The 25,432-nt window shown below is 41.9% G+C and carries 20 protein-coding genes and 1 pseudogene; 17 read left to right on the top strand and 4 right to left on the bottom strand.

Annotated elements, in window-relative coordinates; genetic code table 11:
* Nucleotides 1-27: 27 nt before the first annotated feature.
* The 3 genes and pseudogenes from FTU46_RS02845 to mnmG form a co-directional block, all read right to left on the bottom strand.
* On the bottom strand, nt 28-354 hold the full coding sequence (locus FTU46_RS02845) for a hypothetical protein (protein WP_180104294.1): 327 nt from the start codon (nt 352-354) through the stop codon (nt 28-30).
* Between the two features lie 76 nt (nt 355-430).
* Nucleotides 431-1,354: pseudogene (locus FTU46_RS02840) on the bottom strand (ADP-ribosylglycohydrolase family protein).
* A 145-nt stretch (nt 1,355-1,499) separates the two neighbouring features.
* A complete protein-coding gene (gene mnmG / locus FTU46_RS02835; RefSeq protein ID WP_180104312.1) occupies nt 1,500-3,380 on the bottom strand; it encodes a tRNA uridine-5-carboxymethylaminomethyl(34) synthesis enzyme MnmG in 1,881 nt (626 codons plus the stop codon).
* A gap of 249 nt (nt 3,381-3,629) precedes the next feature.
* On the opposite strand from mnmG, the gene FTU46_RS02830 reads away from it, so the two are divergent.
* From FTU46_RS02830 to purD, 8 genes are all read left to right on the top strand, one after another.
* The gene (locus FTU46_RS02830; RefSeq protein WP_180104293.1) at nt 3,630-4,037 is read left to right on the top strand and encodes a hypothetical protein; all 408 of its coding nucleotides are present in this window, start codon (nt 3,630-3,632) and stop codon (nt 4,035-4,037) included.
* 146 nt (nt 4,038-4,183) lie between these two features.
* The gene (locus FTU46_RS02825; RefSeq protein ID WP_179992304.1) at nt 4,184-5,071 is read left to right on the top strand and encodes a bile acid:sodium symporter family protein; all 888 of its coding nucleotides are present in this window, start codon (nt 4,184-4,186) and stop codon (nt 5,069-5,071) included.
* 87 nt (nt 5,072-5,158) lie between these two features.
* Nucleotides 5,159-6,058, top strand: coding sequence for a bile acid:sodium symporter family protein (locus FTU46_RS02820; protein ID WP_180053918.1), 900 nt, complete (start codon nt 5,159-5,161; stop codon nt 6,056-6,058).
* A 123-nt stretch (nt 6,059-6,181) separates the two neighbouring features.
* Nucleotides 6,182-7,087 (top strand): 50S ribosomal protein L11 methyltransferase, encoded by a 906-nt coding sequence (gene prmA, locus FTU46_RS02815; RefSeq protein WP_166136562.1) that lies wholly within the window; start codon nt 6,182-6,184, stop codon nt 7,085-7,087.
* 17 nt (nt 7,088-7,104) lie between these two features.
* Entirely contained in the window at nt 7,105-7,965 is an 861-nt protein-coding gene (locus FTU46_RS02810) for a DUF3426 domain-containing protein (protein WP_104426212.1), read from the top strand.
* Between the two features lie 401 nt (nt 7,966-8,366).
* The gene (gene fis, locus FTU46_RS02805; RefSeq protein WP_001086304.1) at nt 8,367-8,636 is read left to right on the top strand and encodes a DNA-binding transcriptional regulator Fis; all 270 of its coding nucleotides are present in this window, start codon (nt 8,367-8,369) and stop codon (nt 8,634-8,636) included.
* A gap of 94 nt (nt 8,637-8,730) precedes the next feature.
* Nucleotides 8,731-10,305 (top strand): bifunctional phosphoribosylaminoimidazolecarboxamide formyltransferase/IMP cyclohydrolase, encoded by a 1,575-nt coding sequence (gene purH / locus FTU46_RS02800; protein ID WP_180104292.1) that lies wholly within the window; start codon nt 8,731-8,733, stop codon nt 10,303-10,305.
* Nucleotides 10,306-10,452: 147 nt separating this feature from the next.
* Nucleotides 10,453-11,736 (top strand): phosphoribosylamine--glycine ligase, encoded by a 1,284-nt coding sequence (gene purD / locus FTU46_RS02795; protein ID WP_180104291.1) that lies wholly within the window; start codon nt 10,453-10,455, stop codon nt 11,734-11,736.
* Between the two features lie 271 nt (nt 11,737-12,007).
* On the opposite strand, the gene FTU46_RS02790 is transcribed toward purD, so the two are convergent.
* Nucleotides 12,008-12,283, bottom strand: coding sequence for a hypothetical protein (locus FTU46_RS02790; protein ID WP_159122780.1), 276 nt, complete (start codon nt 12,281-12,283; stop codon nt 12,008-12,010).
* A 72-nt stretch (nt 12,284-12,355) separates the two neighbouring features.
* Here FTU46_RS02790 and FTU46_RS02785 point away from each other — a divergent pair, with 72 nt between their 5' ends.
* The 9 genes from FTU46_RS02785 (at nt 12,356) to FTU46_RS02745 (ending at nt 25,164) form a co-directional block, all read left to right on the top strand.
* Complete coding sequence (locus tag FTU46_RS02785; RefSeq protein WP_180104311.1) at nt 12,356-12,895, top strand: GNAT family N-acetyltransferase; 540 nt, start codon at nt 12,356-12,358, stop codon at nt 12,893-12,895.
* A 537-nt stretch (nt 12,896-13,432) separates the two neighbouring features.
* Nucleotides 13,433-14,308 carry a MetQ/NlpA family ABC transporter substrate-binding protein gene (locus FTU46_RS02780; RefSeq protein ID WP_004786195.1) on the top strand — a complete coding sequence of 292 codons (876 nt, stop codon included), beginning with the start codon at nt 13,433-13,435 and terminating at the stop codon, nt 14,306-14,308.
* A 72-nt stretch (nt 14,309-14,380) separates the two neighbouring features.
* On the top strand, nt 14,381-15,406 hold the full coding sequence (locus FTU46_RS02775) for a methionine ABC transporter ATP-binding protein (protein WP_159122781.1): 1,026 nt from the start codon (nt 14,381-14,383) through the stop codon (nt 15,404-15,406).
* Nucleotides 15,403-16,098 carry a methionine ABC transporter permease gene (locus tag FTU46_RS02770; RefSeq protein WP_004786199.1) on the top strand — a complete coding sequence of 232 codons (696 nt, stop codon included), beginning with the start codon at nt 15,403-15,405 and terminating at the stop codon, nt 16,096-16,098. The genes FTU46_RS02775 and FTU46_RS02770 overlap by 4 nt, the downstream gene beginning before the upstream one ends.
* A 596-nt stretch (nt 16,099-16,694) precedes the next feature.
* A complete protein-coding gene (gene dnaE, locus FTU46_RS02765) occupies nt 16,695-20,267 on the top strand; it encodes a DNA polymerase III subunit alpha (RefSeq protein ID WP_180104290.1) in 3,573 nt (1,190 codons plus the stop codon).
* Between the two features lie 35 nt (nt 20,268-20,302).
* Nucleotides 20,303-21,151 (top strand): RNA methyltransferase, encoded by an 849-nt coding sequence (locus FTU46_RS02760; RefSeq protein WP_034703830.1) that lies wholly within the window; start codon nt 20,303-20,305, stop codon nt 21,149-21,151.
* Nucleotides 21,151-21,960, top strand: coding sequence for a serine O-acetyltransferase (cysE, locus tag FTU46_RS02755; RefSeq protein WP_159122783.1), 810 nt, complete (start codon nt 21,151-21,153; stop codon nt 21,958-21,960). Before FTU46_RS02760 ends, cysE begins: the two co-directional genes overlap by 1 nt.
* Before the next feature lie 122 nt (nt 21,961-22,082).
* Nucleotides 22,083-23,033 (top strand): ABUW_2363 family tetratricopeptide repeat lipoprotein, encoded by a 951-nt coding sequence (locus tag FTU46_RS02750; RefSeq protein WP_180104289.1) that lies wholly within the window; start codon nt 22,083-22,085, stop codon nt 23,031-23,033.
* A gap of 124 nt (nt 23,034-23,157) precedes the next feature.
* Nucleotides 23,158-25,164, top strand: a complete 2,007-nt coding sequence (locus FTU46_RS02745) for a triacylglycerol lipase (protein ID WP_180104288.1) — start codon at nt 23,158-23,160, stop codon at nt 25,162-25,164.
* The last annotated feature ends 268 nt before the right edge of the window (nt 25,165-25,432 follow it).

The following is a 25,432-nucleotide window of genomic DNA, read 5'->3' as shown; positions in this document are numbered from 1 at the left end:
TTTATTGCTTATATAGTAATGAGATTCTTACACTGTTAAACCGATATAACGCGAATAATCTGCCGCACCTAGATCCGATTTTAAAATCAGATAATTCGGATAAGTACTTGTAGTGATTTCTTCGAACATATTGACGATGTCATCATTGGCATGCAGCTCATCAACCGTTTTTTGCATGGTTTGCTCAAATTCATCGGTGATGTATTCAAAACCGATATCCATGGCAATAAATAAGGTATGTTCACAGGGTTGAACATACTGCTCTTCTTGCCAATTAATGATGTCTTGATGGCAATGAGGGCAAGCGATGTTGTCTGTGGCTTGGATATCGAGTTCAACGAGTTGGTATGGCATTGGAATGATCTAGATGTGGAACTTTTGAATATTTTAGCAAATCCCAACATCATCGCAGTCATTCTTTAGAAAATTTCTACAACCATTGCACAAGCAATTCTTCCACCATTTCTTTACCTCGTAAATGATTCATCCAAGATGATGGAATTGCATCTACACCATAATATAAACCAGCTATACCACCCGCCACACATGCAGTCGTATCTGTATCATTACCCAGCGCAATTGCTGTCTTAATCACCTTTTCATAATCGCTAGCTTGTAGTGCGTAATATGCCGACTTTAAACAATCTACGACATAGCCAGTACCTGTCGGTCGATCCCAGTCATCACTTAAAATATGGTGCTCAAGCTCATCTAACGCACCATTCTGATCACTCAATTCACGCTTGAGTATTTCAATTGCTTCTATCCATGAATCTTGAATAGAACAACCATCTAAAATTTTACGTACCCATAAACAATATAATGCACAACATAATTTAGAACGGATATGCGCATGAGTCAGATGTGATTGTATAAATGCCGCCTCTATTAATTCACGATTAGAGCCTTGATGCCAGAGCGCTAAAGGCAATACACGCATCAGCGCACCATTACCATTGGCATATTCATCATTTTTCGCAACTTGATTTAACTAGATACCCGATTGATAACGATGTATCGCATCAACCGTTTGAATTCCCACATCGAATACCTGACCATCGACAGCCATATAACCTGATTGGTACCAATCGCAAATCCGTTGCATAAAATCTTCAGGATTGAGTTTCTTTTGATCTAACAATGAGGCCAACAAACATAATGCTTGTGCACCATCATCTGACCACGTTCCAATTGGAAGACTGGCATAAGTCCGCGCAAATCCTTTTGGGGGAATCATATCAATTTGTTCAATATCAGGCAGCTGGCTCGGCACTTTAAACTCATAAGGCACACCTACCGCATCACCAACAAGTAAACCGTAAATCGCGCCCCGTATGTATTTTTCTCTATCCATGTTTTAGCTTCATTGTTGTACATTTCCCATAATTAACATAGCAAAATTACTGAATTTATTCATGAAATAATTGATCTTTTAATTTTTTTAACTTCATTAAATATAAAAAACCCGCATTACGCGGGTTTTTTATCACTTCAAAATCTTATGCAGATTTTTTCGCTTGGGCATTCTTACGAATCGTAATCATCACCAATTGAACTGCCGCAGGTGTTACACCCGGAATACGGCTTGCTTGAGCCAGTGTTTCAGGACGAATATCTTTTAACTTCAATGTAATTTCACGAGAAAGACCTGAAACAACATCATAGTCAAAATCAGCAGGAATCTTAGTTTCCTCTAAACGTTTCATTTGTGCAACGTCTTGATGCTGACGGTTGATATAACCTTCGTATTTCACCGCAATCTCAATTTGATCACCGACTTGTGGCGAAACTTCTGAACCTGTCAATTCTGCAATTTGAGCGAAGGTGATGTTCGGACGTTTTAACAAATCAATTGCAGAACATTCTTTAGAAAGATCCGCTCCGGTCATCTCAACGAATTTTTTACCCATTGGATTGTTTGGCGCTGCCCAAAGGTGTTGCAAACGACCTGTTTCACGTTCAACCGCTTCCATTTTCTCGCAGTAAGCAGCCCAACGCTCATCATCTACAAGACCCATTTCACGACCGACTGGTGTTAAACGTTGGTCTGCATTGTCTTCACGAAGCATCAAACGGTATTCCGCACGTGAAGTGAACATACGGTACGGTTCTTTAGTACCCAAAGTAATCAGGTCATCAACCAGTACACCCATGTACGCTTCATCACGTTTTGGTGTCCATTGTTCCTGATCCCATGCACGACGTGCAGCATTCAAACCTGCAAGCAGACCTTGTGCCCCCGCTTCTTCATAACCAGTAGTACCATTAATCTGACCAGCAAAGTACAGGTTATTGATCGCTTTGGTTTCCAAAGTGAACTTCAATGCTTGCGGGTTAAAGTAATCGTATTCAATCGCATAACCCGGACGAAGAATGTGTGCATTCTCCATACCACGGATTGAACGCACCAATTCAAACTGAACATCAAATGGTAAAGAAGTTGAAATACCGTTTGGATAAAGCTCATGTGTATCCAGGCCTTCAGGCTCAAGGAATACTTGGTGTGAATCTTTATCAGCAAATTTATGAATCTTATCTTCAATCGATGGGCAATAGCGTGGACCTACACCTTCAATCACACCAGTGTACATCGGTGAACGGTCTAAACCGCCACGAATGATCTCATGAGTACGTTCATTGGTATGAGTGATGTAGCAATTCACCTGTTCAGGGTGCATAGACACATCACCCATAAATGACATGGTTGGAGACGGGAAATCACCCGGCTGCGGTGTCATGACAGAGAAGTCGACTGAACGTGCATCAATACGTGGTGGCGTACCAGTTTTTAAACGACCTACAGGCAAGTTTAATTCACGTAAACGATGTGCTAGTGAAATTGAAGGAGGATCGCCGGCACGACCACCTGAAGCATTGTTAAGACCGATATGAATCACACCACCTAAGAATGTACCTGCTGTAAGCACCACAGTTTTCGCATCAAAGCGAATACCCATTTGTGTTACGACACCTTTAACAGTATCGCCTTCAACAATCAGGTCATCTGCTGCTTGCTGAAAGATATCCAGATTCGCTTGATTTTCTAAAGTCTCACGAATCGCCGCTTTATAACGAACACGGTCAGCCTGTGCACGAGTTGCACGAACTGCTGCGCCTTTACGTGAATTCAGAATACGGAATTGAATACCGCCTTTATCGGCAGCCAGCGCCATCGCACCGCCCAAGGCATCAATTTCACGCACTAAATGTGATTTACCGATCCCGCCAATGGCCGGGTTACAGCTCATCTGCCCTAAAGTCTCAATGTTATGAGTTAAGAGTAATGTCTGTCGACCCATACGTGCTGCAGCCAGTGCTGCTTCCGTACCTGCGTGACCGCCACCGATAACAATGACATCGTATACTTTAGGATAGTGCATAGTGGTAAATAGAGAGATAGAAAAAGGATAGCTGAACATTATAGCAAACTTCCTTCCAAAGTTGACAAAATCACTTGAATTTATCCTTTGGAATTTGCCCTGTCCGCCTATAAAGCAATGTAATTAAACTTTGCAGACTTACTATATAAATTAAACATCTAAACTCAAAAAGTTACCCGACTCATATTGTTTAATATTGATTAGTTTTTAATCTATAAAGTGGTCACATTACAAACAAAGGTATACATGATGAATAAGAATATTTTCCTAGCAACAGCGCTCTGCGGTCTATGTTTCGCTCCATTTGCAGCCTCAGCAAATGATAAAGTCGAAAAGGTTTATAACGCCCAAAAATACCAGCAAGTTTGTAAAGGTAAATCAGAGGGCGCTCCTGTAAGTTTTGCTTACCGCGGCATTATCTGGAATGGTACCTGTCAGCAACAGTTCTTCCCTTCATCATCAACCAATATCAAAGGCGATGAACCTGAACTTTATACATCTTGTAGTTCAGGCGGCGAAACTTCAGCAACCATTAATGGCACTCAGGTCAATGGTAAATGTGCATTAGGCTTTACCCCTCCACGTCCACAGTCACAAATGCAGTCTCAACCACAAATGCAAACTCAGCCTCAAACCCCATCTCAATCAGGGATGTAAATCACTATATAGCTGATTAAATATATTTTTAATCAGAAACTTGACGGGTAAAATGCATAAATTTTACCCGTTTTTATATTGCTTATTTATTCATCTACGCTAAACTCAAAACATACCTAAAAAATGAATAATAAAAAGGAAACTTCATGGATTCGGGGTTTTTTAGTTTGTTTTTGCCGATTACTTTGGCAATTACGATGATGGGGTTAGGACTACAGTTAACAGTCAAGGATTTTCTGCATGTTAGTCGTTATCCCAAGGTGATTTTTATTGTCTTATTCTCACAACTGGTCATTTTAACCGGTTTAACCTTTTTAATCTGTCTGGTACTGGATCTGCCACCATTGCTTGCTGTAGGCATGATGCTGCTAGCTGCCTCTCCAGGAGGTGCCACTGCCAATCTGCTGAGCTATCTTTATAAAGGTGATGTGGCGCTTAATATCACGTTAACCGCCATCAATACGATTATTTCTATTTTCACCTTACCTTTTATTATGAACCTGTCCCTGTACTATTTTATAGGACAGGATACCGGCATCGGCTTACCGCTTGAAAAAATGGCTCAGGTTTTTCTGATTACAATTATTCCGGTTGTGATCGGCATGCTGATTCGGGCAAAATTTCCAAAACTTTCAGATATTGTACATATGCCAATGCGGTTTCTATCTATCGCTTTTTTAAGCATGCTCTTGATTTATGCCATTTTCCAAGAGCGCTTTAACATCATCGAATATTTTGCCAGTATCGGGATTGCTACTTCCATATTATGTTTTTCCAGCCTGTTTCTCGGTTATTGCCTGCCTTTATTAATGGATATCCCAGACAAGATGGCACGCGCCTGTACCTTTGAAGTCGGCATTCACAACACAACTGTATCAATGACGATTGCGATTTCTGTCCTCAATAATGTCACCATTGCCATCCCTGCAGGTATTTATTCAATTGTCATGTACGTTTTTGCCGGTATTTTTGGTTTTATGATTAGTCAGCAAAAGCTTAGCTATAGTGGCAAGAGTCGTTTATCAGATTTGTAACTTCCTAAGTCAAATGCCTGCTTAAGCTGTATGCTTTTTATAGAAAATTTAAAACTATTAAAATAAATTTCTATAAGGAGCATGCAGATGGACTCTGGCATCATAACAATATTCCTCCCCCTCGCACTCGCCATCATCATGGTGGGATTAGGACTCGAACTCACACTCAAAGATTTTGCGCGGGTAAGCCAGCACCCTAAAGCAGTGCTGGTTGCCTTGTTTTGTCAATTAATTCTACTGGTAAGCATTGCTTTCATTCTATGTAAAGTTCTGACTTTACCACCTTTACTAGCTGTTGGTCTGATGTTGCTGGCCGCATCGCCAGGTGGCAGTACCGCAAATCTGTTCAGCTATCTGTTTAAAGGCGATCTAGCCCTCAATATTACCTTGACTGCGATCAATTCGGTGGTTGCTGCATTTACCTTGCCTTTAATTATGAACTTTTCCATTATGCATTTTATGCAGGACAGTCAGCAGATCAGCTTGCAGTTCGGAAAGATTCTGCAAGTGTTTGGTATCATTATTATACCAGTCGCGATTGGTATGTTGATTCGTCATTATGCGCCTGCACTTACAGTAAAGTTAAACAAGCCTCTTCGCATTTTTGCAGTCCTCTTTCTAGTACTGATTATCGCCGGAGCAATTTATAGTGAACGCGCTAATATTGCCGAATATCTGACTCAGGTGGGTTTAGCAACCGCCCTGTTCTGTCTCTTCAGCTTAATAATTGGCTATTTTGTTCCACGACTGATGAATATCAATTCCGCTCAGGCACGTGCCAGTGCCTTCGAGATCGGTATTCATAACAGTACGCTTGCCATGACTATTGCACTTACTGTCATGTCCAGTACTGCAGTTGCCATGCCTGCTGCGGTCTATTCCATCTTCATGTATATCTTCGCGGCTATTTTTGGATTATTACTGAATCGCTTTGCTCCAGTAACTGCACGTCCTAGCATTTCTCCCACTCAGGAAAATGCGTTTTAACCGGTTTTCATAAAAAGAATGAGAAAGCATCCTTTTTATTTAACTCCGTCTCAAGAAGATCACACCTTCAAGCCGAACTTCCGTTACAATAGTTTTTTGAAAAAATGTATAAAGGTTATTTCTGTGAAGTGGTTACAAATTCATATTACAGTTGATCAAGCTCAGGTAGATTTTACTGAAACATTACTTAGCTCACTGGGCGCCGTAAGCGTCACTCTGGATGATGCTGAAAACCAGGATTTACTGGAACCACTTCCAGGAGAAACACCGCTCTGGAATAAAGTGATCGTGACTGGTATCTATGCTCAGGAAGATGACGAAGAAGAAATCGATGTAGCTGCATTGGAAACCTTTATTCGCGCACAATTACCTGAAGCACCGATCCGCCATGAATTCCTGGAAGATCAAGCTTGGGAACGCACCTGGATGGATGCCTACGAGCCAATCCAGATTTCTGAAAAATTCTGGATTGTTCCAGAATGGATGGAAGCACCTGAAGCAGATGCAGTGAATATCAAGCTTGATCCAGGTTTGGCTTTTGGTACAGGTAACCATGCATCTACTTTCCTTTGCCTGCAATGGCTAGGCAAAACCGATGTAAAAGACAAGATCGTGATCGATTATGGCTGTGGTTCAGGTATTCTGGCTGTCGCGGCCCTGTTACTCGGTGCCAAATATGCCTATGCAACTGATATTGACCCACAAGCTGTTTTAGCCACCAAACAGAATGCTGAACTGAATGGCGTATTGGATCGACTTTATGTTGGTTTACCGGAAGAGTTCAACACAGAGCTTGGCGAGCAGAAAGCAGATGTGTTTGTTGCCAATATTCTGGCTGGCCCACTCATGATGCTTGAGCCTGAGTTCGCAGAATTGGTCAAACCTGAGGCAGAGTTCGCACTCGCAGGTGTTATCGAAGAGCAAGTTGCTGATGTTACTAGCATTTACTCAAAACATTTTGATATATTAGAAGTAGAAAAACGCGATGAACACTGGTGCCGTATCTCGGGGAAACGCCATAAGAATTAAAGAGTCTATAAACATTTATGAGTGACAAGCGAACCCACTGCCCGACCTGCTCTACAACCTATAAAGTTACGGTTGCGCAATTAACCATTGCCCAAGGCATGGTTTGCTGCCCAAAATGTAGTACGACCTTTAATGCTTTATCGCATCTGGTGACCGAAGCACAGAATTCGGTCGCCCTTACCCATACGCCAAGTCATGTTTCTTATATTAATAGAAACCTCACCGAATCTACTTCTTCAGCTAATTCTTCAGATCAGCACTATTTACTGAACATCTTTGATGAAAAAGTTGAAAACTCAAATATTGATCTGAAGACCTATCTGAACAACCTGAATTATTTCAGTACTGAACCGATTGCAGTACTGCCTAGCATGAACTGGGATGATCAGGCTGATAAACAGCACAATAAAGGCCCGCTTTATTATTTAGGCTGGACCAGCCTAAACCTGTTCTTATTTGGCTTACTTTTATTTCAATTCTTCTGGTTCAATCCACACTATATTAAGAATAGTCATGTGATGAGTGTGGCTTTTAACAATATCTGTGAAGTGTTCAACTGTTCCAATCTGGAAGAACATTACAATCTGATCAATACCAATAAGGTCAAAGCCAAAGCGATTGCCACAGATAAAACCCAGTTTAGTGGTGAGCTAATCAATTTCCACAAGCGCAGTCTGGAAATGCCAAACTTAAGAGTTCACCTTAAAGATCAGGGTGTAGTCTTGGCGACTTATAATTTAAAACCTCAGGAATACCTGATCGAAAGCCTGGTTAAGATTCAACGTATTCCCCAAAACAGCCCATTTAAATTTGAATTTGTGCTTCCTGTCGACCGTAAAGACTTCGATAATTACAGTTTGGAAATAATTCGACCTTAATATTGATAAAAACTATTAAAAAACGAAAAAAAAGTTAAAAAAAATGCAGTTTTCTTGCTCACTTTTCCCGAGACAATGGTATTATACGCGCCACGAAAGCTATGTGCTGCAAACTCCTCGCTACTTTTTCACAACAAATACAGTCTTGCCTAATGCGCTATAAAACTTATTGCGTATCGAGCAGATTTTTTTGTTTTGATTTTGGTCAGTAACAAAACTTTAACTATTGTTACGCTTATTTTTCGACCAAATCGTCGAGATGTGGCAAGCTACAAGCTCAATGTAATGACCAAGTTTTAGAACTCCAGTTTTAGGATCTAAAATGGAGTTCATTTCAATTTCTAGACCACTTTTATATATCGCTTTACCCAAGTGATATTTGATTTTTCGGATTAATTCGCATGAATAGCAAATCTCCTATTTTTACTGCACAATCTGATGTCGCTCTTCGTATTCACGTAGATCGCGCAGTTCGCCACTATTTTGCACAACTGCAAGGCGAGCAACCTTCTCAGGTGTATGACATGGTGCTGGCAGAAATGGAGAAGCCTCTTCTATCTGTAGTTCTAGAATATACGCGTGGTAACCAGACCCGCGCTGCTGAAATTCTCGGCTTAAACCGCGGTACTTTACGTAAAAAGTTAAAAGCACACGGTTTAATGAGTGAATAAATGATAAAATGCTTGCGTTAATCGCAGGCATTTTTTTTGACTGTAAATTAGCTATTTAGATTTAATCTGTTCCTTGGTAACTGTGACGAAGATCATGACTATTAAACGCGCTTTAATCTCTGTTTCCGACAAAACCGGTATTGTCGAGTTTGCACAAAACCTTGCTGCTCTAGGGGTAGAAATTTTATCTACTGGCGGTACATATAAATTGTTGAAAGACAATAATGTCGCTGTAGTTGAAGTTTCAGAGCACACTGGTTTCCCAGAGATGATGGACGGCCGTGTTAAAACACTACATCCGAAAATTCATGGCGGCATTCTGGCCCGTCGTGGTCTAGACGAAGCTGTGATGGCTGAACACAACATCGATGCGATCGATCTTGTTGTTGTTAACCTATATCCATTTGCTGCGACTGTAGCAAAACCAAACTGTTCACTAGCTGATGCAATTGAAAACATCGACATCGGTGGTCCAACAATGGTTCGTGCTGCTGCGAAAAACCACGCGTCTGTTGGTATCGTAGTAAATGCTGCTGACTATTCAACTGTGATTGCTGAGCTTAAAGCTGATGGTGCTTTATCTTATGCAACCCGTTTTGACCTTGCGGTTAAAGCATTCGAACATACTGCACAATACGATGGTATGATCGCATCTTACCTAGGCGCTCGCGTAGGTAAAGAAGAAGGTCAAGCAGATAAATTTGCGCGTACTTTCAATACTCAATTAAACAAAGCTCAAGACTTACGTTACGGTGAAAACCCGCATCAGTCTGCTGCTTTCTATGTAGATCCTGCTGCGAAAGAAGCTTCTGTTGCGACTGCTAAGCAGCTACAAGGTAAAGAACTTTCTTATAACAACATCGCGGATACTGATGCTGCACTTGAATGTGTGAAATCATTTGCGAAACCTGCTTGTGTGATCGTAAAACATGCGAACCCATGTGGTGTTGCAGTTTCTCTAGACGGCATCAAAGCTGCTTATGATCTTGCTTATGCAACTGACCCTGAATCTGCATTCGGTGGCATCATTGCATTCAACCGTGAATTAGACGTTGCAACTGCACAAGCAATTGTGGATCGTCAATTCGTTGAAGTGATCATTGCACCAAGCATCGCTGACGGCGTACTTGAAGTGACTGGCGCGAAGAAAAACGTACGTGTACTCGTATGTGGTGAACTTCCAGCAATTAACGAACGTGCTCCACAGCTTGACTACAAACGCGTAAACGGTGGTTTATTGGTTCAAGATCAAGACTTGGGCATGATCACTAAAGATGACCTGAAAGTTGTGACTAAACGCGCTCCAACTGAACAAGAAATCGATGACATGATCTTCGCTTGGAAAGTTGCTAAATACGTGAAATCTAACGCGATTGTTTATGCGAAAAATCGTCAAACCATTGGTGTGGGCGCAGGTCAAATGAGCCGTGTCAACTCTGCTCGTATTGCTGCAATCAAAGCTGAACATGCAGGTCTTGTGGTTGAAGGTGCAGTCATGGCGTCTGACGCATTCTTCCCATTCCGTGATGGTATTGATAACGCTGCCAAAGCTGGTATCAAATGCATTATCCAACCGGGTGGTTCTATGCGTGATGAAGAAACAATTGCAGCAGCTGACGAAGCTGGTATTGCAATGGTATTCACTGGCATGCGTCATTTCCGCCACTAATTTTTAAGTATTAAATTTCAAACCCTCCTTTTCATAAGGAGGGTTTGCTACATCAGTAGATTGTTTAATATCTTGCTATAAGATGTTAAAAGATTTTTAAACCTCATTGGGTTTGTGGAATTTCATTTTCGAGGGAATTTTCTAAAGATGAACATTTTAGTTTTAGGTGGTGGCGGCCGTGAACATGCACTTGCATGGAAAATCGCACAAGACGATCAAGTAGCAAAAGTATTTGTTGCACCGGGCAATGCAGGCACCGCAACTGAAAATAAATGTGAAAATGTCGCTTTGGACATTCTCGACAATCCTGCCATCATTAATTTTGCAAAAAATAATGCAGTTGAAATGATTATCGTCGGCCCTGAAGCACCATTAGTAAATGGTGTGGTTGATGCTTGCCGCGAAGCTGGTGTGAAAGTTTGGGGTCCAACTCAATTTGCTGCACAGCTTGAAGGCTCGAAAGCTTTCGCTAAACATTTCTTAAAACGCCATAATATTCCAACAGCGTTCTACGATGTATTTACTGAAGTCGATGCTGCCAAAGCTTTTGTTGAGAAAAATGGCGCGCCAATCGTGATCAAGGCTGACGGTCTTGCTGCCGGTAAAGGCGTAATTGTTGCCATGACTAATCAGGAAGCATTTGATGCGATTGATGACATGCTGGCAGGCAACAAATTTGGTGATGCGGGTTCTCGTGTAGTGATTGAAGAATTCCTTGCTGGTGAAGAAGCCTCTTTCATTTGCATGATCGATGGTGACAACATCCTGCCAATGGCGACTTCTCAAGATCATAAACGTATTTTTGAAGGCGACCAAGGTCCGAACACTGGCGGTATGGGAGCATACTCTCCTGCTCCTGTTGTGACTGCTGACGTATTCGAAAAAGCCATGAATGAAGTGATGCGTCCGACTGTTGAAGGCATGAAAAAAGATGGTCACGTATATACAGGTTTCTTATACGCAGGCTTGATGATTGACGACAAAGGCCAACCAAAAGTGATTGAGTTCAACTGTCGTTTTGGCGATCCAGAAACTCAACCAATCATGATGCGTTTAAAATCATCTTTGGTTGATTTAGTCCAAGCAGGTCTTGAAGGTAATTTACCTGCAGAAGCTGAATGGGATGAACGTAAAACTGTTGGTATCGTACTGGCATCTAAAGGCTATCCTGAAACTTCTAGTAATGGCGATGTGATTTCAGGTTTAGATACTGAAATGACTGATGCGAAAGTCTTCCATGCAGGTACAAAAGCCAATGAAAAAGGTGAAATTGTCACTGCGGGTGGTCGTGTTCTTTGTGTCACTGCTTTGGGTAATACCATTGGTGAAGCGCAAGCCAAAGCTCTAGAACTTTGTGAAAAAGTAACGTTCGACGGCGTTCAATATCGTAAGGATATTGGTTACCGTGCAATTGCTCGTGAAAATGCTTAATTCTTTCTCGTAAAAAATTAAGTAAAAACCCCGCTGAGTGCGGGGTTTTTAAATGCTCTCATTTTAAACAATAGGCTCTAATCCATTGCCAGAGCATCTTGGACATCTACCATTCAGCCCCATCACCACCACATTGTTTACAAAAAATTGTATCTACAGTATTAAATGTTTGTTTGTAAATATCTCTTAAATCTTTTTCTTCTAATTGGTTAGGATTTTTTGTATCTAATAAAATTGATGTATCTTTGTTTGCATTTATAAATCCCTTAATCTATTCCAGACTAACAGAACGTCCTTTATATTTTCTAGTTAAAACTTCAGTTCTATGCTTATATAATTTTAAGCCATTATTTAATTCAATCTCCAACAGCACACACTTTTTATCATTCATACGTGATAATTTCAGAAGTCTTCCATCATCGATACAATAACGATGACTAGAATTTTCTAAAAATATTTTACTTTTCTTGCCAAAAATATAAGCATATAAATTTTTTTCTTGTGCTAAATCCTTTATATTTTCTAATGTTTTTTCTAATAGATCCATTTTTCTACTCTTAATTTGATCTCATACAATTATTACTTCAAATTTACAAATTTCAAGATAAACATGATTGCAATTATAAAAACCCCTCGCCTCATCCTCCGCCAATGGCAAGACGCTGACACTGCCCCATTTATCCAAATGTGTGCAGATAATGAGGTCATGCGTTATTTTCCCGCTCCACTGACATCTAAACAAAGCCTACAGTTTATTGAAAAAGTGACTCGACAGATTGATCAGCATGGTTGGGGTTTATGGGCAGTTGAGCTAAAAGAGACTAAAGAATTTATTGGCTTCATTGGTCTGCAACCACAACCTGATCTGTTTGAGTTTTCGCCCTGTGTTGAAATTGGCTGGCGTCTGGCGAAAAAGTATTGGCATCGAGGTTATGCTACTGAAGGTGCACGTGCAGTCCTAGATTATGCCTTTAATACTTTAAACCTAGATAAAGTTGTGTCGTTTACTGCCAAATCAAATACCCCATCTGAGGCTGTGATGAAAAAGATAGGTATGGTAAAGACTCAAGAATTTCAGCATCCAAAGCTGCCGGAAGATCACCCTTTATGTTGGCATGTATTGTATGAAATCAATCAAAGTAATTACTCAGGTAAATAAGACACGGCTCAAATCCTCCCTAAACATTTATTAAAAAAGATCTTTCAGTAGCTTAATGAGCTGATGTATTTATCATGTTTATTCATTTTTATGATTTCTATTGGATAAAATCTTATAAAGATCAATCTTTAAACGATATGAAATTCCGCCTTATCTTCAATAAAAATAATATATTGTATTCATTGATATTTTGATCATTTTCATTCAATTTATATTCTATTAAAAAATAAGTAAATAGTTTTTATCCACTATATTGAATAAATAATAATTGCTATGATTGCGCCCATTCAGAGCACCAAATTTGACTATATCTTTTATAAAACCTCTATTTACTCTCTCCAAATAGGGAATCTCTATAGTGGTTAGGTGAACTCTGACCCGATCGAATTAACGTGAACTGTTGCAGTACATTTGCATTTTCCCTGCCGGAGCCACATGCGACTCGATCTAAGGTCAGCTGAAAGTGTAATAAAACTCCACTTTAACATGACCTTAAAATGCATATACTTTAGGCAACACGAAAATTAGGACATCTTTATGAAAAAGCTACTTGGCGTTTTACTCAGTGCATCTGTACTGACTTTAACTGCATGCGGAAAACAAGAAGCGCCTGCAACGGATGCAGCACAAAACAAAGACTCAGGTGAACTGCAAACTGTTACTATGGCATCTACTGGTTCAGATGCTGACGTATGGCGCTACATTTCAACTTTGCCTGAAACTAAACAAGCCGGCATCAAACTTGATGTGAAAAACTTCACTGACTATGTGGCGATGAATACTGCTGTTGCCAACAAAGAAATTGATGTCAACGCATTCCAGTCTTATGCCTATATGGTTGCTTATAACGACGCCAATACTCAAAAGATCGCTCCGCTTTCTACGACTTATCTTGAGCCAATGGGGATCTACTCAAGCAAAGTAAAAAAAGTAGAAGAATTTAAAACAGGTGCGACGATTGCAATTCCAAACGACGGCGCGAATGAATCACGCGCATTGTTATTATTACAATCTGCTGGTCTGGTAAAACTTAAACCAAACTTTGACCTGGTAAAAGGCACGCCTGCTGACATTACTGAAAATGCGAAACAGATTGTTATCAAGCCAATTCAAATGGCGACTGCAGTTCGTGTGAAAGATGAAGTTGATGCGATTGTTCTAGGTAATACTTTGGCAATGGAAGGTGGTCTGAACGTATTGAAAGATGCGATCTACTACGAAGCGATTGATCAAAGCACTAAAATGAATGTTAACGTTTTAGCCGTGGCTGCTGACCGTCAAAATGATCCTGTACTTCAAAAAGTTGGCCAGTTGTATCATACTCCTGCTGTGAAAGCCTATGTTGATGAACACTTCGGTGGTACTAAAGTTGCTGTAAATAAACCAGTGACTTATTTAACTGAAGAAAAGTAATACAATAATCAATATTCAGAACAGGCAAGATTTCTTGCCTGTTTTTTTATTCGTGATGCAGTATTTGACACTATGATTGAATTTAAAGACATCTCCAAACAGTATGAGCTCAAGGGTCAAACCTTACGTGCTTTGAATCGGATCAACTTACAGATTCCGACCGGCAGTATCTTTGGCATTATTGGCTATAGTGGTGCCGGTAAAAGTACCCTGATCCGCCTAATTAATCTGCTTGAACGCCCAACATCTGGCCAAGTGATTATCAATGGCACGAACTTTACTGCTTTGGATGCCAAATCATTGCGTCAGGAACGTACCCAGATCGGCATGATTTTCCAGCATTTTAACTTGATGCAGACTAAAACAGTGGCTGCCAATATTGAAATGCCAATGAAATTGCTTGGCTGGAGTAAAGCTGAACGGGAAAAACGTCTCGAAGAACTGCTGGATTTTATTGATCTGAAACATAAGCGTCATGCGTTCCCGGATGAATTGTCAGGTGGTCAGAAGCAGCGTGTCGGTATTGCGCGTGCCCTAGCGAATCATCCAAAAATTTTGCTGTGTGATGAAGCAACTTCTGCTCTCGATCCGCAAACGACTAAATCTGTACTGCAACTACTCAAACGGATTAATCAGGAACAAGGCATTACCATTGTTATGGTCACCCATGAAATGGATGTGATCGAAACTGTGTGTGATTATGTTGCAGTCATGGAAAAAGGTGATGTGATTGAGACGGGTTCTACCTTACAGATCTTTAGTCAACCGCAACATCCAACCACCAAGAATTTCATCCAGACTGTATTACAGCAGAATTTGCCAGTGAATATTCTAGCGAATCTGGAAAACCAAAATCATCACAGTATTTATTGTTTAAAATTCCTGGGCAGCTCAGCGCAGGAAACCGTGATTCAGGGTGTGATCAAACAGTTTGATATCAGCTTGAATATCCTGTTTGCCAATATGACAGAAATTAATGGGTCGGTGATTGGCCAGATGTTTATTCAGCTCTTAGGCGATCCAGCGCAAATCACAGCAGCGATGCAATATCTGAGAGATAACGGCGTACAAGTAGATCAAGCAGGAGTACAAGAATGAGAGACTTAATTGTACAATGGTTGACCACTATTACTGCGCCATTCTGGAAAAGCTCGCTGTCGATGGATCAGTTTGTCACCGCACTGCAAGAAACCTTCCATATGGTGTTCTTTGCGATGTTGTTTGGCTGTATCTGGGGCTTCATTCAGGCGATCATTTTACTCGTCACTCGTCCAAACGGGATTCTGCCAAACCGTGTGATTTATCATGCTCTAAACCCGATTGTGAATGCACTGCGTTCCCTACCCTTTATTATTCTGCTGATTGCAGTTATTCCCTTAACAAAATTCTTGGTCGGTACTTCTATCGGTACTTGGGCAGCGATTGTACCTCTAACTATTTATGTCGGTCCTTATATCGGCCGTCTGGTAGAAACTTCTCTACTGGAAGTGAATGAAGGCATTATCGAATCTGCACAAGCGATGGGAGCAACGCCAATGCAGATTATCTTTAAGTTTATTCTGCCAGAAGCACGTAGCTCACTGATTCTGAACCTGACTACTGCAACCATCAGTCTGATTGGTGCAACCGCAATGGCGGGTGCCGTTGGTGCTGGTGGTATTGGTGACTTAGCGATCTCTTATGGTTATCAGCGTTTTGATACATCTGTGGTGATCATGACCGTGATTGTCTTATTGATTCTGGTGCAGATTGTACAAAGTGTTGGCGACTGGTTATCGCGACTTCGTTAAGCTAAATTCCTAAGTAAATAAAGCCCTCTTTTTGAGGGTTTTATTTTCTACCCATAAAAATATCTGCATCTTAAACATCGAAGCGAACATTTGATACATGGCTTAGCAGCATGGATGCTGCCGTTGATCTGTCTTACACAAGCTTTAAAGCAATGCTTAAAGCTTGCTCAGGAAGTGCCATCAGATCAACGAGGGGTTTTGTTACTTTTGGCCCGTCAAAAGTAAGGCATAACTACTCAAAATTTAAATTAAAGTAAAAATAATGAAATTCTAATTTTCAAATAACTTTATGAATAAACTTACTGACACTTGAAATTCTTCTTTTACTTTTGAAAGATGAATAGCACTGCTATGCAAGGTAACAAAAATCTTCTGTTCGCTTGATGATACGTCCCTGTATCACAAGCCAACGGCGACATCCATGTCGCCTAATACAAATTCAATTTGGATACGTAGTTCTATTCCGATAAAATGATAAACATGACTTTAAGTCAATTCTAATTCACAATCTAAAAGTTCAGCATTTCCCCTCAATTTCAAACTGAAACAATAAATCCCGTGCTAAACTATCGAGTGGTTTTTGCAGGGACTCATTTATGCACTTTGTTCATCTTGGTATTCATACAGAATTTTCGATTACTGAATCCATCGTACGTATACCTGACTTGGTCAAAGCTGCTGCGAATGACGAGATGCCAGCACTCGCGCTGACTGACTTATCCAATCTACATGCTGCTGTTAAATTCTATAAAAAATGTTTGGATAAAGGCATCAAACCGATTCTTGGCTCTGAAATTCGTCTGAATGATGCTGAGCATCGGGTTACCCTGCTTTCCATGACCAACAAAGGCTGGCGCAACCTGACCGAACTGGTGTCTGAAGGTTATATCAGCGGCCAGCAACTGGATATTCCTTGCGTACAAAAAGATTGGATCTTGAATCAGCACGATGACATGATCGTATTGCTCGGTATGCAGTCCGATGTCGGCAAAATGCTGATTACTTCAAATCCCGATAAAGCTGAACCGCTACTGCAAGAATGGGTAGAGAAATTTGGAAATCGTGTTTATCTCGCCCTCACCCGCACTGGCCGTGCTAATGAAGATACTTTCATTGAAGAAGCGGTAAAGCTCGCAAAGAAATATAATATTGGTGTAGTTGCACATAATGATGTGCATTTTATTGCACGCGAAGACTTTGAAGCACATGAAGCGCGTGTCTGTATCGCAGCTGGTTATGTGCTTGGTGATAATCGCCGTCCTAAAACCTATAGCCCTGAGCAATATTTTAAAAGCTCAACAGAAATGGCGAAACTGTTTAGCGATATTCCAACCGCGATTGAAAACACCTTCCATATCGCAAGACGTTGTAATGTCACCCTACGTTTAGGTTTCAACGACTTACCAGATTACCCAATTCCTGAAGGCCATACTATTGACACCTACTTCGCACATTTATGTGAAGAAGGTTTAGAAGAACGCCTGAATTTCCTGTATCCACCAGAAAAACGTGAAGAAGACTGGCCTATCATCCGTCAGCCTTATGATGAACGTCTGGCGTTTGAAATCAAAATTATTCTGGACATGGGTTTCCCTGGTTACTTCCTGATCGTGATGGACTTCATTCAATGGTCCAAAGGGAATGGTGTACCGGTAGGTCCGGGCCGTGGTTCAGGTGCCGGTTCCCTCGTAGCCTATAGTTTAAAAATTACCGACCTTGATCCGCTGCGCTATGACCTGCTGTTCGAACGTTTCTTGAACCCGGAACGTGTGTCAATGCCCGACTTTGACGTCGATTTCTGTATCGCTGGTCGTGACCGCGTGATCGACTATGTGGCACGGACTTATGGCCGTGATGCGGTATCGCAGATTGCGACTTTCGGTACCATGGCGGCCAAAGGTGCGATTCGAGATGTAGCCCGTGTCTTGGGTAAATCGTATGGTCTGGCCGATCGTATTTCTAAACTGATTCCAACCAAGCCCTTGGGTTTAAGTTTGGAAGAATCTCTAGAAGCGGAACCACAGCTCAAAGATATCGTCACCAATCCATCCAATCCAGATTATGACGATGCCTCAGAAATCTGGGAAATGGCACTCAAGCTTGAAGGCATTACCCGTAATACCGGTAAACATGCCGGTGGTGTAGTGATTGCACCGACCAAACTGACCGACTATTCAGCCGTGATGTGTGATGCGGATGGTACAGCACGTGTTGCTCAATTTGATAAGGATGATGTCGAAGCTGCCGGTCTAGTGAAATTCGACTTCTTGGGTCTACGTAACCTGACCGTGATTGAAGATGCCATCAAGCACATCAATGCACGCCCAGACGTGACCGAACCGGTGAATATTTCCTATATTCCGCTGGATGACAAGCCAGCCTATAACATCTTCGCGACGGCGAATACCACCGCGGTATTCCAGTTTGAATCCGTCGGCATGAAAAAGATGTTGAAGGAAGCACGTCCTAGCAAGTTCGAAGAAATTATCGCCTTCGTATCGTTATATCGTCCGGGTCCAATGGATCTGATTCCTGACTTTATCCATCGTATGCATGGTGGCGAGTTTGAATACCTGCATCCATTACTGGAAAAGGTATTAGAGCCGACTTACGGGATCATGGTATACCAAGAACAGGTAATGCAGTCGGCACAGTTCTGTGCCGGCTATAGCTTGGGTGGTGCGGACTTACTTCGTCGTGCGATGGGTAAGAAAAAACCTGAAGAAATGGTCAAGCAGCGTAAGATCTTCATTGAAGGTGCTGCGAAAAAAGATATCGATGAAGCAACGGCGAACCATATCTTCGACTATATGGAAAAATTCGCAGGCTATGGCTTTAACAAATCGCATGCTGCAGCCTATGCACTTGTCGCCTATCAAACAGCTTGGTTGAAAGCGCATTATCCTGCTGAATTCATGTCAGCGGTGATGACCTCGGAAATGCAGAACACTGATAACGTGGTGTTCCTGATTGATGATTGCCGTCATAACGGACTGGAAGTATTACCACCATCGGTGAATATGTCGATTTACCAGTTCCATGCCAGCGATCCAAAAACCATTGTTTATGGTTTGGGTGCGATTAAAGGCGTCGGTGAAGCGGCAATGCAGTCCGTGATTGAATCACGTCAGAAAGAAGGTCCATATAAAGACCTGTTTGACTTCTGTCACCGTATTGACCTGAAGAAAATCAACAAACGTACGCTCGAAGCCTTGATCCGTGCGGGTGCACTAGATTGTCTAGGCATTGAACGTGCTGACCTAATGGCACAATTGCCTGAAGCGGTACAAGCTGCGGATCAGGCGCGTCAGAACCGTGAAACCGGGATCATGGATCTGTTCGGGGAAGTTGAAGAAGTCCAACGTAAACCTGCCAAACCAGTTAAGCCTTGGTCAGATGAAGTTCGTCTGAAAGGTGAAAAAGATACCTTAGGTCTATACCTGACTGGTCACCCAATTGATGTATATCGTAATGAACTAAAAGCTTTTGTACCTTGTCAGATCAATGAATTAACCCCAACCCGTCGTGGTGTAACGACTGTGTTTGCCGGTCTGGTAGTCGATGTCGCTAACTTCCCGAACCGGATGATGGTGACATTAGATGATGGTACGGCACGTATCGAAATTTCCACCAACCATGAACGCTTCCAGCGCTTTAAAGACATCGTTCAGGTCGATAAAGTGGTAGTGATTGAAGGTGAAATCTACGAACGTGAAGGTTTTGACCGTCCACTCGGTCGTTTAACTAAGGCCTTTAGCCTGAATGAAATCCGTCAGAAACGTGCTAACAGCATCAAGATTACCTTGCAAGCTGAACATTACAGCAAAACCCTCAGCCGTGACTTGCAGCAGATTCTAGTGCCATATACCAATGTGGACATGAGCACGCATATTCCCGTGATTCTATATCTGGATTATGGCTATGCCACGGCCGAACTGCATCTGGGTTTAAGCTGGAAAGTTGCGCCGCTGGATGATCTTCTCGCCAAGCTGCGTGATTATTTTGGCAAGACTGCGCTCTATATCGAGTATCAGGTGAAGTCTAAAGCTGCACGTGCTGTATCTTATGAACAAGCCAAGCCGGTCGAGGTTCCGCCTCCACCTGCTGACATGAGTATGGACGATGCTCTGGCACAATATGAAGCTGAATCTCAGCCGCAGTATTCATAAATCTCCCATTTTAATATATCCAAACTGGAATCATCATGAGTCAAATTGACAATGCTGCTGTTTCAGCACATCTCTCCCATGTGCGTATTGTCATGGTTAATACCACCCTGCCTGCCAATATTGGTAGTGCCTTACGTGCCATGAAAACCATGGGCCTGTGCAAGCTGGTTCTGGTTGCGCCTAAAACCTATCCTCATCCGGATATTGATGCACTTGCTGCAGGTGCAACCGATCTGATCGAGCAGATTGAAATCGTAGAAACGCTAGAAGAAGCCATTAAGGATTGCCAGATCGTCTTTGGGACCAGTGCGCGCAGCCGCACCATTCCATGGCCTTTACTAGATGTCCGTCCAGCGGCAGAAAAAGCACTTTCTGCTGTGGTGCAAGAAAAACAGGAAATTGCGATTCTGTTTGGCCGTGAAGACCGCGGTCTGACCAATGAAGAACTGGCAATGGCGAATTATCACTTAACCATTCCTGTGAATACGGATTATGGTGTTTTGAATGTTGCTCAAGCCATTCAGGTGATCTGCTATGAACTGCGTATGGCAGCACTGGATCAGGTTGAACACCCACGTGATCCAAAAGCCACCATGCAAGTCATTGATGGCATTGAAATGGAATGGGATGAACCACTGGTGACCCATGAACAGATGGAACAGTTCTACCCGCATCTGGAAAAAATGCTGGCAGAAATTGAATTTATGGATCCAAAAAACCCACGATTACTTCCTTTACGCTTGCGTCGCCTTTTCGGACGTATACAATTAGATCGTATGGAATATCACTTACTTCGTGGTATTTTCACTCGTGTTCAGGCACTGAATAACGGCACCTGGAAAAAATCTTCCCATACATCACAACAGGATGAGGATCAAAACTAATGCTAAAACAGCTCAAAGAAGATATCCAAGCTGTCTTTGCGCGCGATCCTGCAGCACGCAATACCTTAGAAGTCTTAACCACCTACCCTGGCATCCATGCACTGATTATGCATCGCATGGCACATGAGCTATGGAAAAAAGACTGTAAAGGTACAGCGCGTGTTTTGTCCTCTTTTAGCCGTTTTGCAACAGGTATCGAAATTCATCCGGGTGCCAAGATTGGTAAACGTTTTTTCATTGATCATGGTATGGGCGTTGTGATTGGTGAAACTGCGGAAATTGGCGATGATGTCACCTTGTATCATGGTGTGACTTTGGGCGGTACCACCTGGAATAAAGGCAAACGTCATCCGACTCTGGAAGATGGTGTTGTTGTTGGTGCAGGTGCCAAAATCCTAGGGCCATTCACGGTAGGTAAAAATGCCAAGGTTGGTTCCAATGCTGTGGTTACCAAAGCAGTTCCGCCGAATACCACAGCGGTCGGCAACCCAGCGCGCTTTATCACCAAAGACCAGCCAAAAGAGGATGCTGAAGCACGTCGTCGTGATTATGCGGAAAGCATTGGTTTCCAGCCTTATGCAACGACACAGGATCAGACAGACCCGATTCTGGAAGGTATGCGTGTTCTACTTGACCGTATTCAACAAAATGAAAAACGCATGAATACACTGTGCAACCGCCTGTCTCTGCTTGACCCGACTTTCAAGAAAAACCAGTTGAATGAACAGCCATTCAGTAAGGAAGAACTTAAAATTTTGGAAGATGCGCGCCGTGAGTGCGAAGCACAAACCAGTCAGTCCAAAGCCTGACTGTAAATCGTAATTCTTTTGTAACACGCATTTGCTTGCATGATCGCAGCACTTTTCATAGACTGACGATCATGCATTTTTTGAATAGATGTTTTAAAAAATAACATGAATGGACGGATATTATGACCTTGAAGCCCTTAGCAATTGCTTGCTTAGCTTTTACCATGACGGCGTGCTCTATGGCACCGACCTCAAGCAAACAAGAACAGAAACCAGCTGATCAGGTAGTTTTTGTTGAACCTGAAATTACTCCGCCATTTTATGCTTTAAATCCATTTAACTATAACGAACCACCTCCATTTGAAGTTCATTTGCAAAAAGCCGCTGCGCAGCCAGTGACTAAAATGGTGGTGACTGATCCTAAAGATCCGTCTAAACAGTTAACCCTAGATGTGAACAAGCTGATTATCCCGATGGTGGATAGCAATACACGCAGTATGCGTTATGCAGCACTTGCCAATGAAAATGAAATCGACATTACCGAAATCGATGATTTCTTGCAGATGGTAGAAGGTAAAGCGCGTCATTATCCACCCCGCTTTAGCGACCGTCAGGAACGCCGTGGTTTTGAAGCAAAACTTCGCGAAGTTTCTCAACAGCTGGATACCTTGGCTTCACGTCCGAATGCTTCATTTGATGTCTTAATGCGTGCATTTAAGGCCAGCGTGATGGCACGTAATCTTGATTTGGGTTCTATCTATACCACCAAATCAATGACCTATGCACAGCGTATTCTTCGTATTAACCAGGATGATGCTGAAGCAAACTTCTGGTTTGGTTTTGGTCTGTCTGAAGGTGGTGGTCACCGCGAAGCAATTCAGTATTTGGACAAGGCAATGCAGGCGGGTGTTCAAGAAGCTTATTTATCTGCGGCAAATAACTACATTGCCATGGAGAATAAAAAGAACGCTGTTCAGGTTCTGAATAATTACAAAATTAAATATCCGCAAGAAGCTGAAGTCGCTGATCGTCTGATTCAGGAAATTGAAAAACAGGGTCGCTGGAACGTATGGCAAGTCATGCAAACAGCCGCTCCTGCACCAACAACCCCTGCGCCTACACCAGCACAATAAGCTATATTTCAGATTCATAATATTACAAATAGACCGCTCCGGCGGTCTATTTTTATGGGAAAAAATTAGTAAAATACAAAGCATTATCAAGCTTTATAATTTTAAATGAGTGTTCAAAGTCTTTATGCACGAGAAAATAAATAAGATAGCATTACTTTGCACTGTACTCATGACAGCTGTACTGAGTGGCTGTCAGGTGGTGAGTGTTAAAGAGCAGGCTATTAATGTCACCATCAATAATGAACGCGATAGCATTCTTACACGCGATAAGTTGAGTGAAGCTAGTCTGAATGTCCTGTCCATGACCGGACGTGAAGCACAAGTCTGTGAAAATAATCCAGAAGAATGTGTGAAAGAGCTACAAGAAATTCCACAGATTCTGGATGAGCAATTACTTTCCACATCGAGTGAATTATATCTAGCTAAATCACTACAGCTTGGTAAATCGGCTGAATGTAAGACCGGTGCTCTAGCTAAAACCCGATCTGAAGAAAAACAGCAACTGCAAACCCAGAACCTGCAAAAATGTCAGGAACAGCAGTTACAAATGCTGGATAAAAGTATCCGCTACAGTTATGCCTATCTGTTCCAGACTGAACGTGCGCCCCAAGACCGGATTTTCGACAACCGACAAGTTCAGATTCGTGACTTTTATAACCTGGCGATTGCTCATTTAATCCAGATCTACGCGGAACGTTATAAAACCAAAGAAGCCGGACAACGTCTACAGGTTGGCAACAGCGTCTATACCATTAATCTGGACAATTTCCCCCAGCTCAAGAATCAGTCGATTGAACAATTAATGTCGACCTATAACATGAACTTCTCTGGTCTGCGCTCGATTACCCGTCGTGACGGTTTCGGCTCTGAGTTTCTGGTGGTTTTGCCAGAAGAAAAAATATCCAAAAAAGATAAAAAATATCTGGTTGATCCCCTAAATCACCAATATCAAAATGGCGTAAATCCTTTTATTCATTCAGCACGTTATCTGGCAACCACGATTACCGCCATTCCAGAATCAGCAAACTCTGTGGAACAGATCCTGAATAACAGCAACTTCTATTTAAAACTTTATGACCCGTATAAATATGACAAGATTAAAGTTGCCAATAAGGAATATGCTTTAGCGGCAAACTTTTCAGCGCCTTATGGCTTATGGCTGGCAGAAAATAACCTGGGACGTGCAGCCTATCTGACACTGATCAATCGTGACGATAATCTGGTCATGCCGCATCTATTTATGCTGGAACCTTATAATCCAAATAAAAAGGTTTTAGTGCTGATTCATGGTTTGGCCAGCAGCCCGGAAGCCTGGATTCGTTTAACGAATGATATTATGGGTGATCCGGTCTTAAGAGAAAATTTCCAGGTGTGGCAGGTCTTCTACTCAACCAACATGCCTATTCTGGAAAGCCGTTTCCAGATTAATGCGCTGCTTCAACAAGGTTTCGCGCGTATTAGTAATAATGCACCAGCCAAAAAAGAAGCTGTACTGGTTGGACACAGTATGGGCGGTGTCATTGCCCGTCTATTGGTGAGTGATGCAGATATTACTGAACCCGCTTTTAATATTGTAAAAAATTCAAAGCTGACCAAGTTCCGGGACAATCCGCTCTTTAAAGCACGCTTGAAAATGCAGCCAGTTCCGAATTTTAGTCGCGCTATTTTCCTGGCAGCACCGCATAAAGGGACCGATTATGCAGATCGCTGGCATACCAAACTGGCACGTAAAATTATTCGTGTGCCGAGTGCCTTTTTGGGTGCATTTGCCGACACTGTCCAAGGTGAAATTGGTTTAAGTGATTTTCTACATGAAGTTGGTCGTGACCTGATTCAGAATGGTCCGAGTGACCTTAGTAAAAAATCAAAATTCACAGCACTGACCAAAGATATCAATCCTGCACCGGGTTTCAAATTTCACTCGATTATTGGCAATAATACAGATAGTGATGATGAAAATATCATGACTGATGATGTCGTCGCTTATCAGAGTGCATATCTCGAAGGTGCAGCTTCCAATAAAATTATCAAAGGTGGACATTCCGTTCAGGAAACTCCCGAGGCTGTACTGGAACTCCGCCGCCTTCTCAGATTACATCTGGTCGACCTGGGATTATATGACCCTGATTAAATCTTGATAAAAGATATAAAAAGCTGCCTATCGGTGGCTTTTTTTATGGGCAACCCATGTATCAATACCCTTTTATGCTTTATATCGACTAAGTCCGTCCAAATACAGATTCCTACGGATTTATATTTCTTTCTAAAAATTAAATTTGTTAGACTTGGGGCAATTATTTTTGACATTCAAACCAATCTTTACAGGATTTTAGCTTAGGCTATTTTTCAGGTTTTCCGAGGATAATGTTCCGGAAAAAGATTCAGGTTTGGCTTTATAT

The organism is Acinetobacter sp. YH12108 (assembly GCF_013419055.1).
In the GTDB taxonomy this organism is placed as follows: Bacteria; Pseudomonadota; Gammaproteobacteria; order Pseudomonadales; family Moraxellaceae; genus Acinetobacter.
This window is presented reverse-complemented; position numbering and strand designations above follow the sequence as displayed.

Coding starts and splice junctions, on each gene's coding strand:
- FTU46_RS02845 (WP_180104294.1), bottom strand. CDS start 354: ATGCCATACCAACTCGTTGAACTCGATATCCAAGCCACAGACAACATC.
- mnmG (WP_180104312.1), bottom strand. CDS start 3,380: ATGCACTATCCTAAAGTATACGATGTCATTGTTATCGGTGGCGGTCAC.
- FTU46_RS02830 (WP_180104293.1), top strand. CDS start 3,630: ATGAATAAGAATATTTTCCTAGCAACAGCGCTCTGCGGTCTATGTTTC.
- FTU46_RS02825 (WP_179992304.1), top strand. CDS start 4,184: ATGGATTCGGGGTTTTTTAGTTTGTTTTTGCCGATTACTTTGGCAATT.
- FTU46_RS02820 (WP_180053918.1), top strand. CDS start 5,159: ATGGACTCTGGCATCATAACAATATTCCTCCCCCTCGCACTCGCCATC.
- FTU46_RS02810 (WP_104426212.1), top strand. CDS start 7,105: ATGAGTGACAAGCGAACCCACTGCCCGACCTGCTCTACAACCTATAAA.
- fis (WP_001086304.1), top strand. CDS start 8,367: ATGAATAGCAAATCTCCTATTTTTACTGCACAATCTGATGTCGCTCTT.
- purH (WP_180104292.1), top strand. CDS start 8,731: ATGACTATTAAACGCGCTTTAATCTCTGTTTCCGACAAAACCGGTATT.
- purD (WP_180104291.1), top strand. CDS start 10,453: ATGAACATTTTAGTTTTAGGTGGTGGCGGCCGTGAACATGCACTTGCA.
- FTU46_RS02790 (WP_159122780.1), bottom strand. CDS start 12,283: ATGGATCTATTAGAAAAAACATTAGAAAATATAAAGGATTTAGCACAA.
- FTU46_RS02780 (WP_004786195.1), top strand. CDS start 13,433: ATGAAAAAGCTACTTGGCGTTTTACTCAGTGCATCTGTACTGACTTTA.
- FTU46_RS02775 (WP_159122781.1), top strand. CDS start 14,381: ATGATTGAATTTAAAGACATCTCCAAACAGTATGAGCTCAAGGGTCAA.
- FTU46_RS02770 (WP_004786199.1), top strand. CDS start 15,403: ATGAGAGACTTAATTGTACAATGGTTGACCACTATTACTGCGCCATTC.
- dnaE (WP_180104290.1), top strand. CDS start 16,695: ATGCACTTTGTTCATCTTGGTATTCATACAGAATTTTCGATTACTGAA.
- FTU46_RS02760 (WP_034703830.1), top strand. CDS start 20,303: ATGAGTCAAATTGACAATGCTGCTGTTTCAGCACATCTCTCCCATGTG.
- cysE (WP_159122783.1), top strand. CDS start 21,151: ATGCTAAAACAGCTCAAAGAAGATATCCAAGCTGTCTTTGCGCGCGAT.
- FTU46_RS02750 (WP_180104289.1), top strand. CDS start 22,083: ATGACCTTGAAGCCCTTAGCAATTGCTTGCTTAGCTTTTACCATGACG.
- FTU46_RS02745 (WP_180104288.1), top strand. CDS start 23,158: ATGCACGAGAAAATAAATAAGATAGCATTACTTTGCACTGTACTCATG.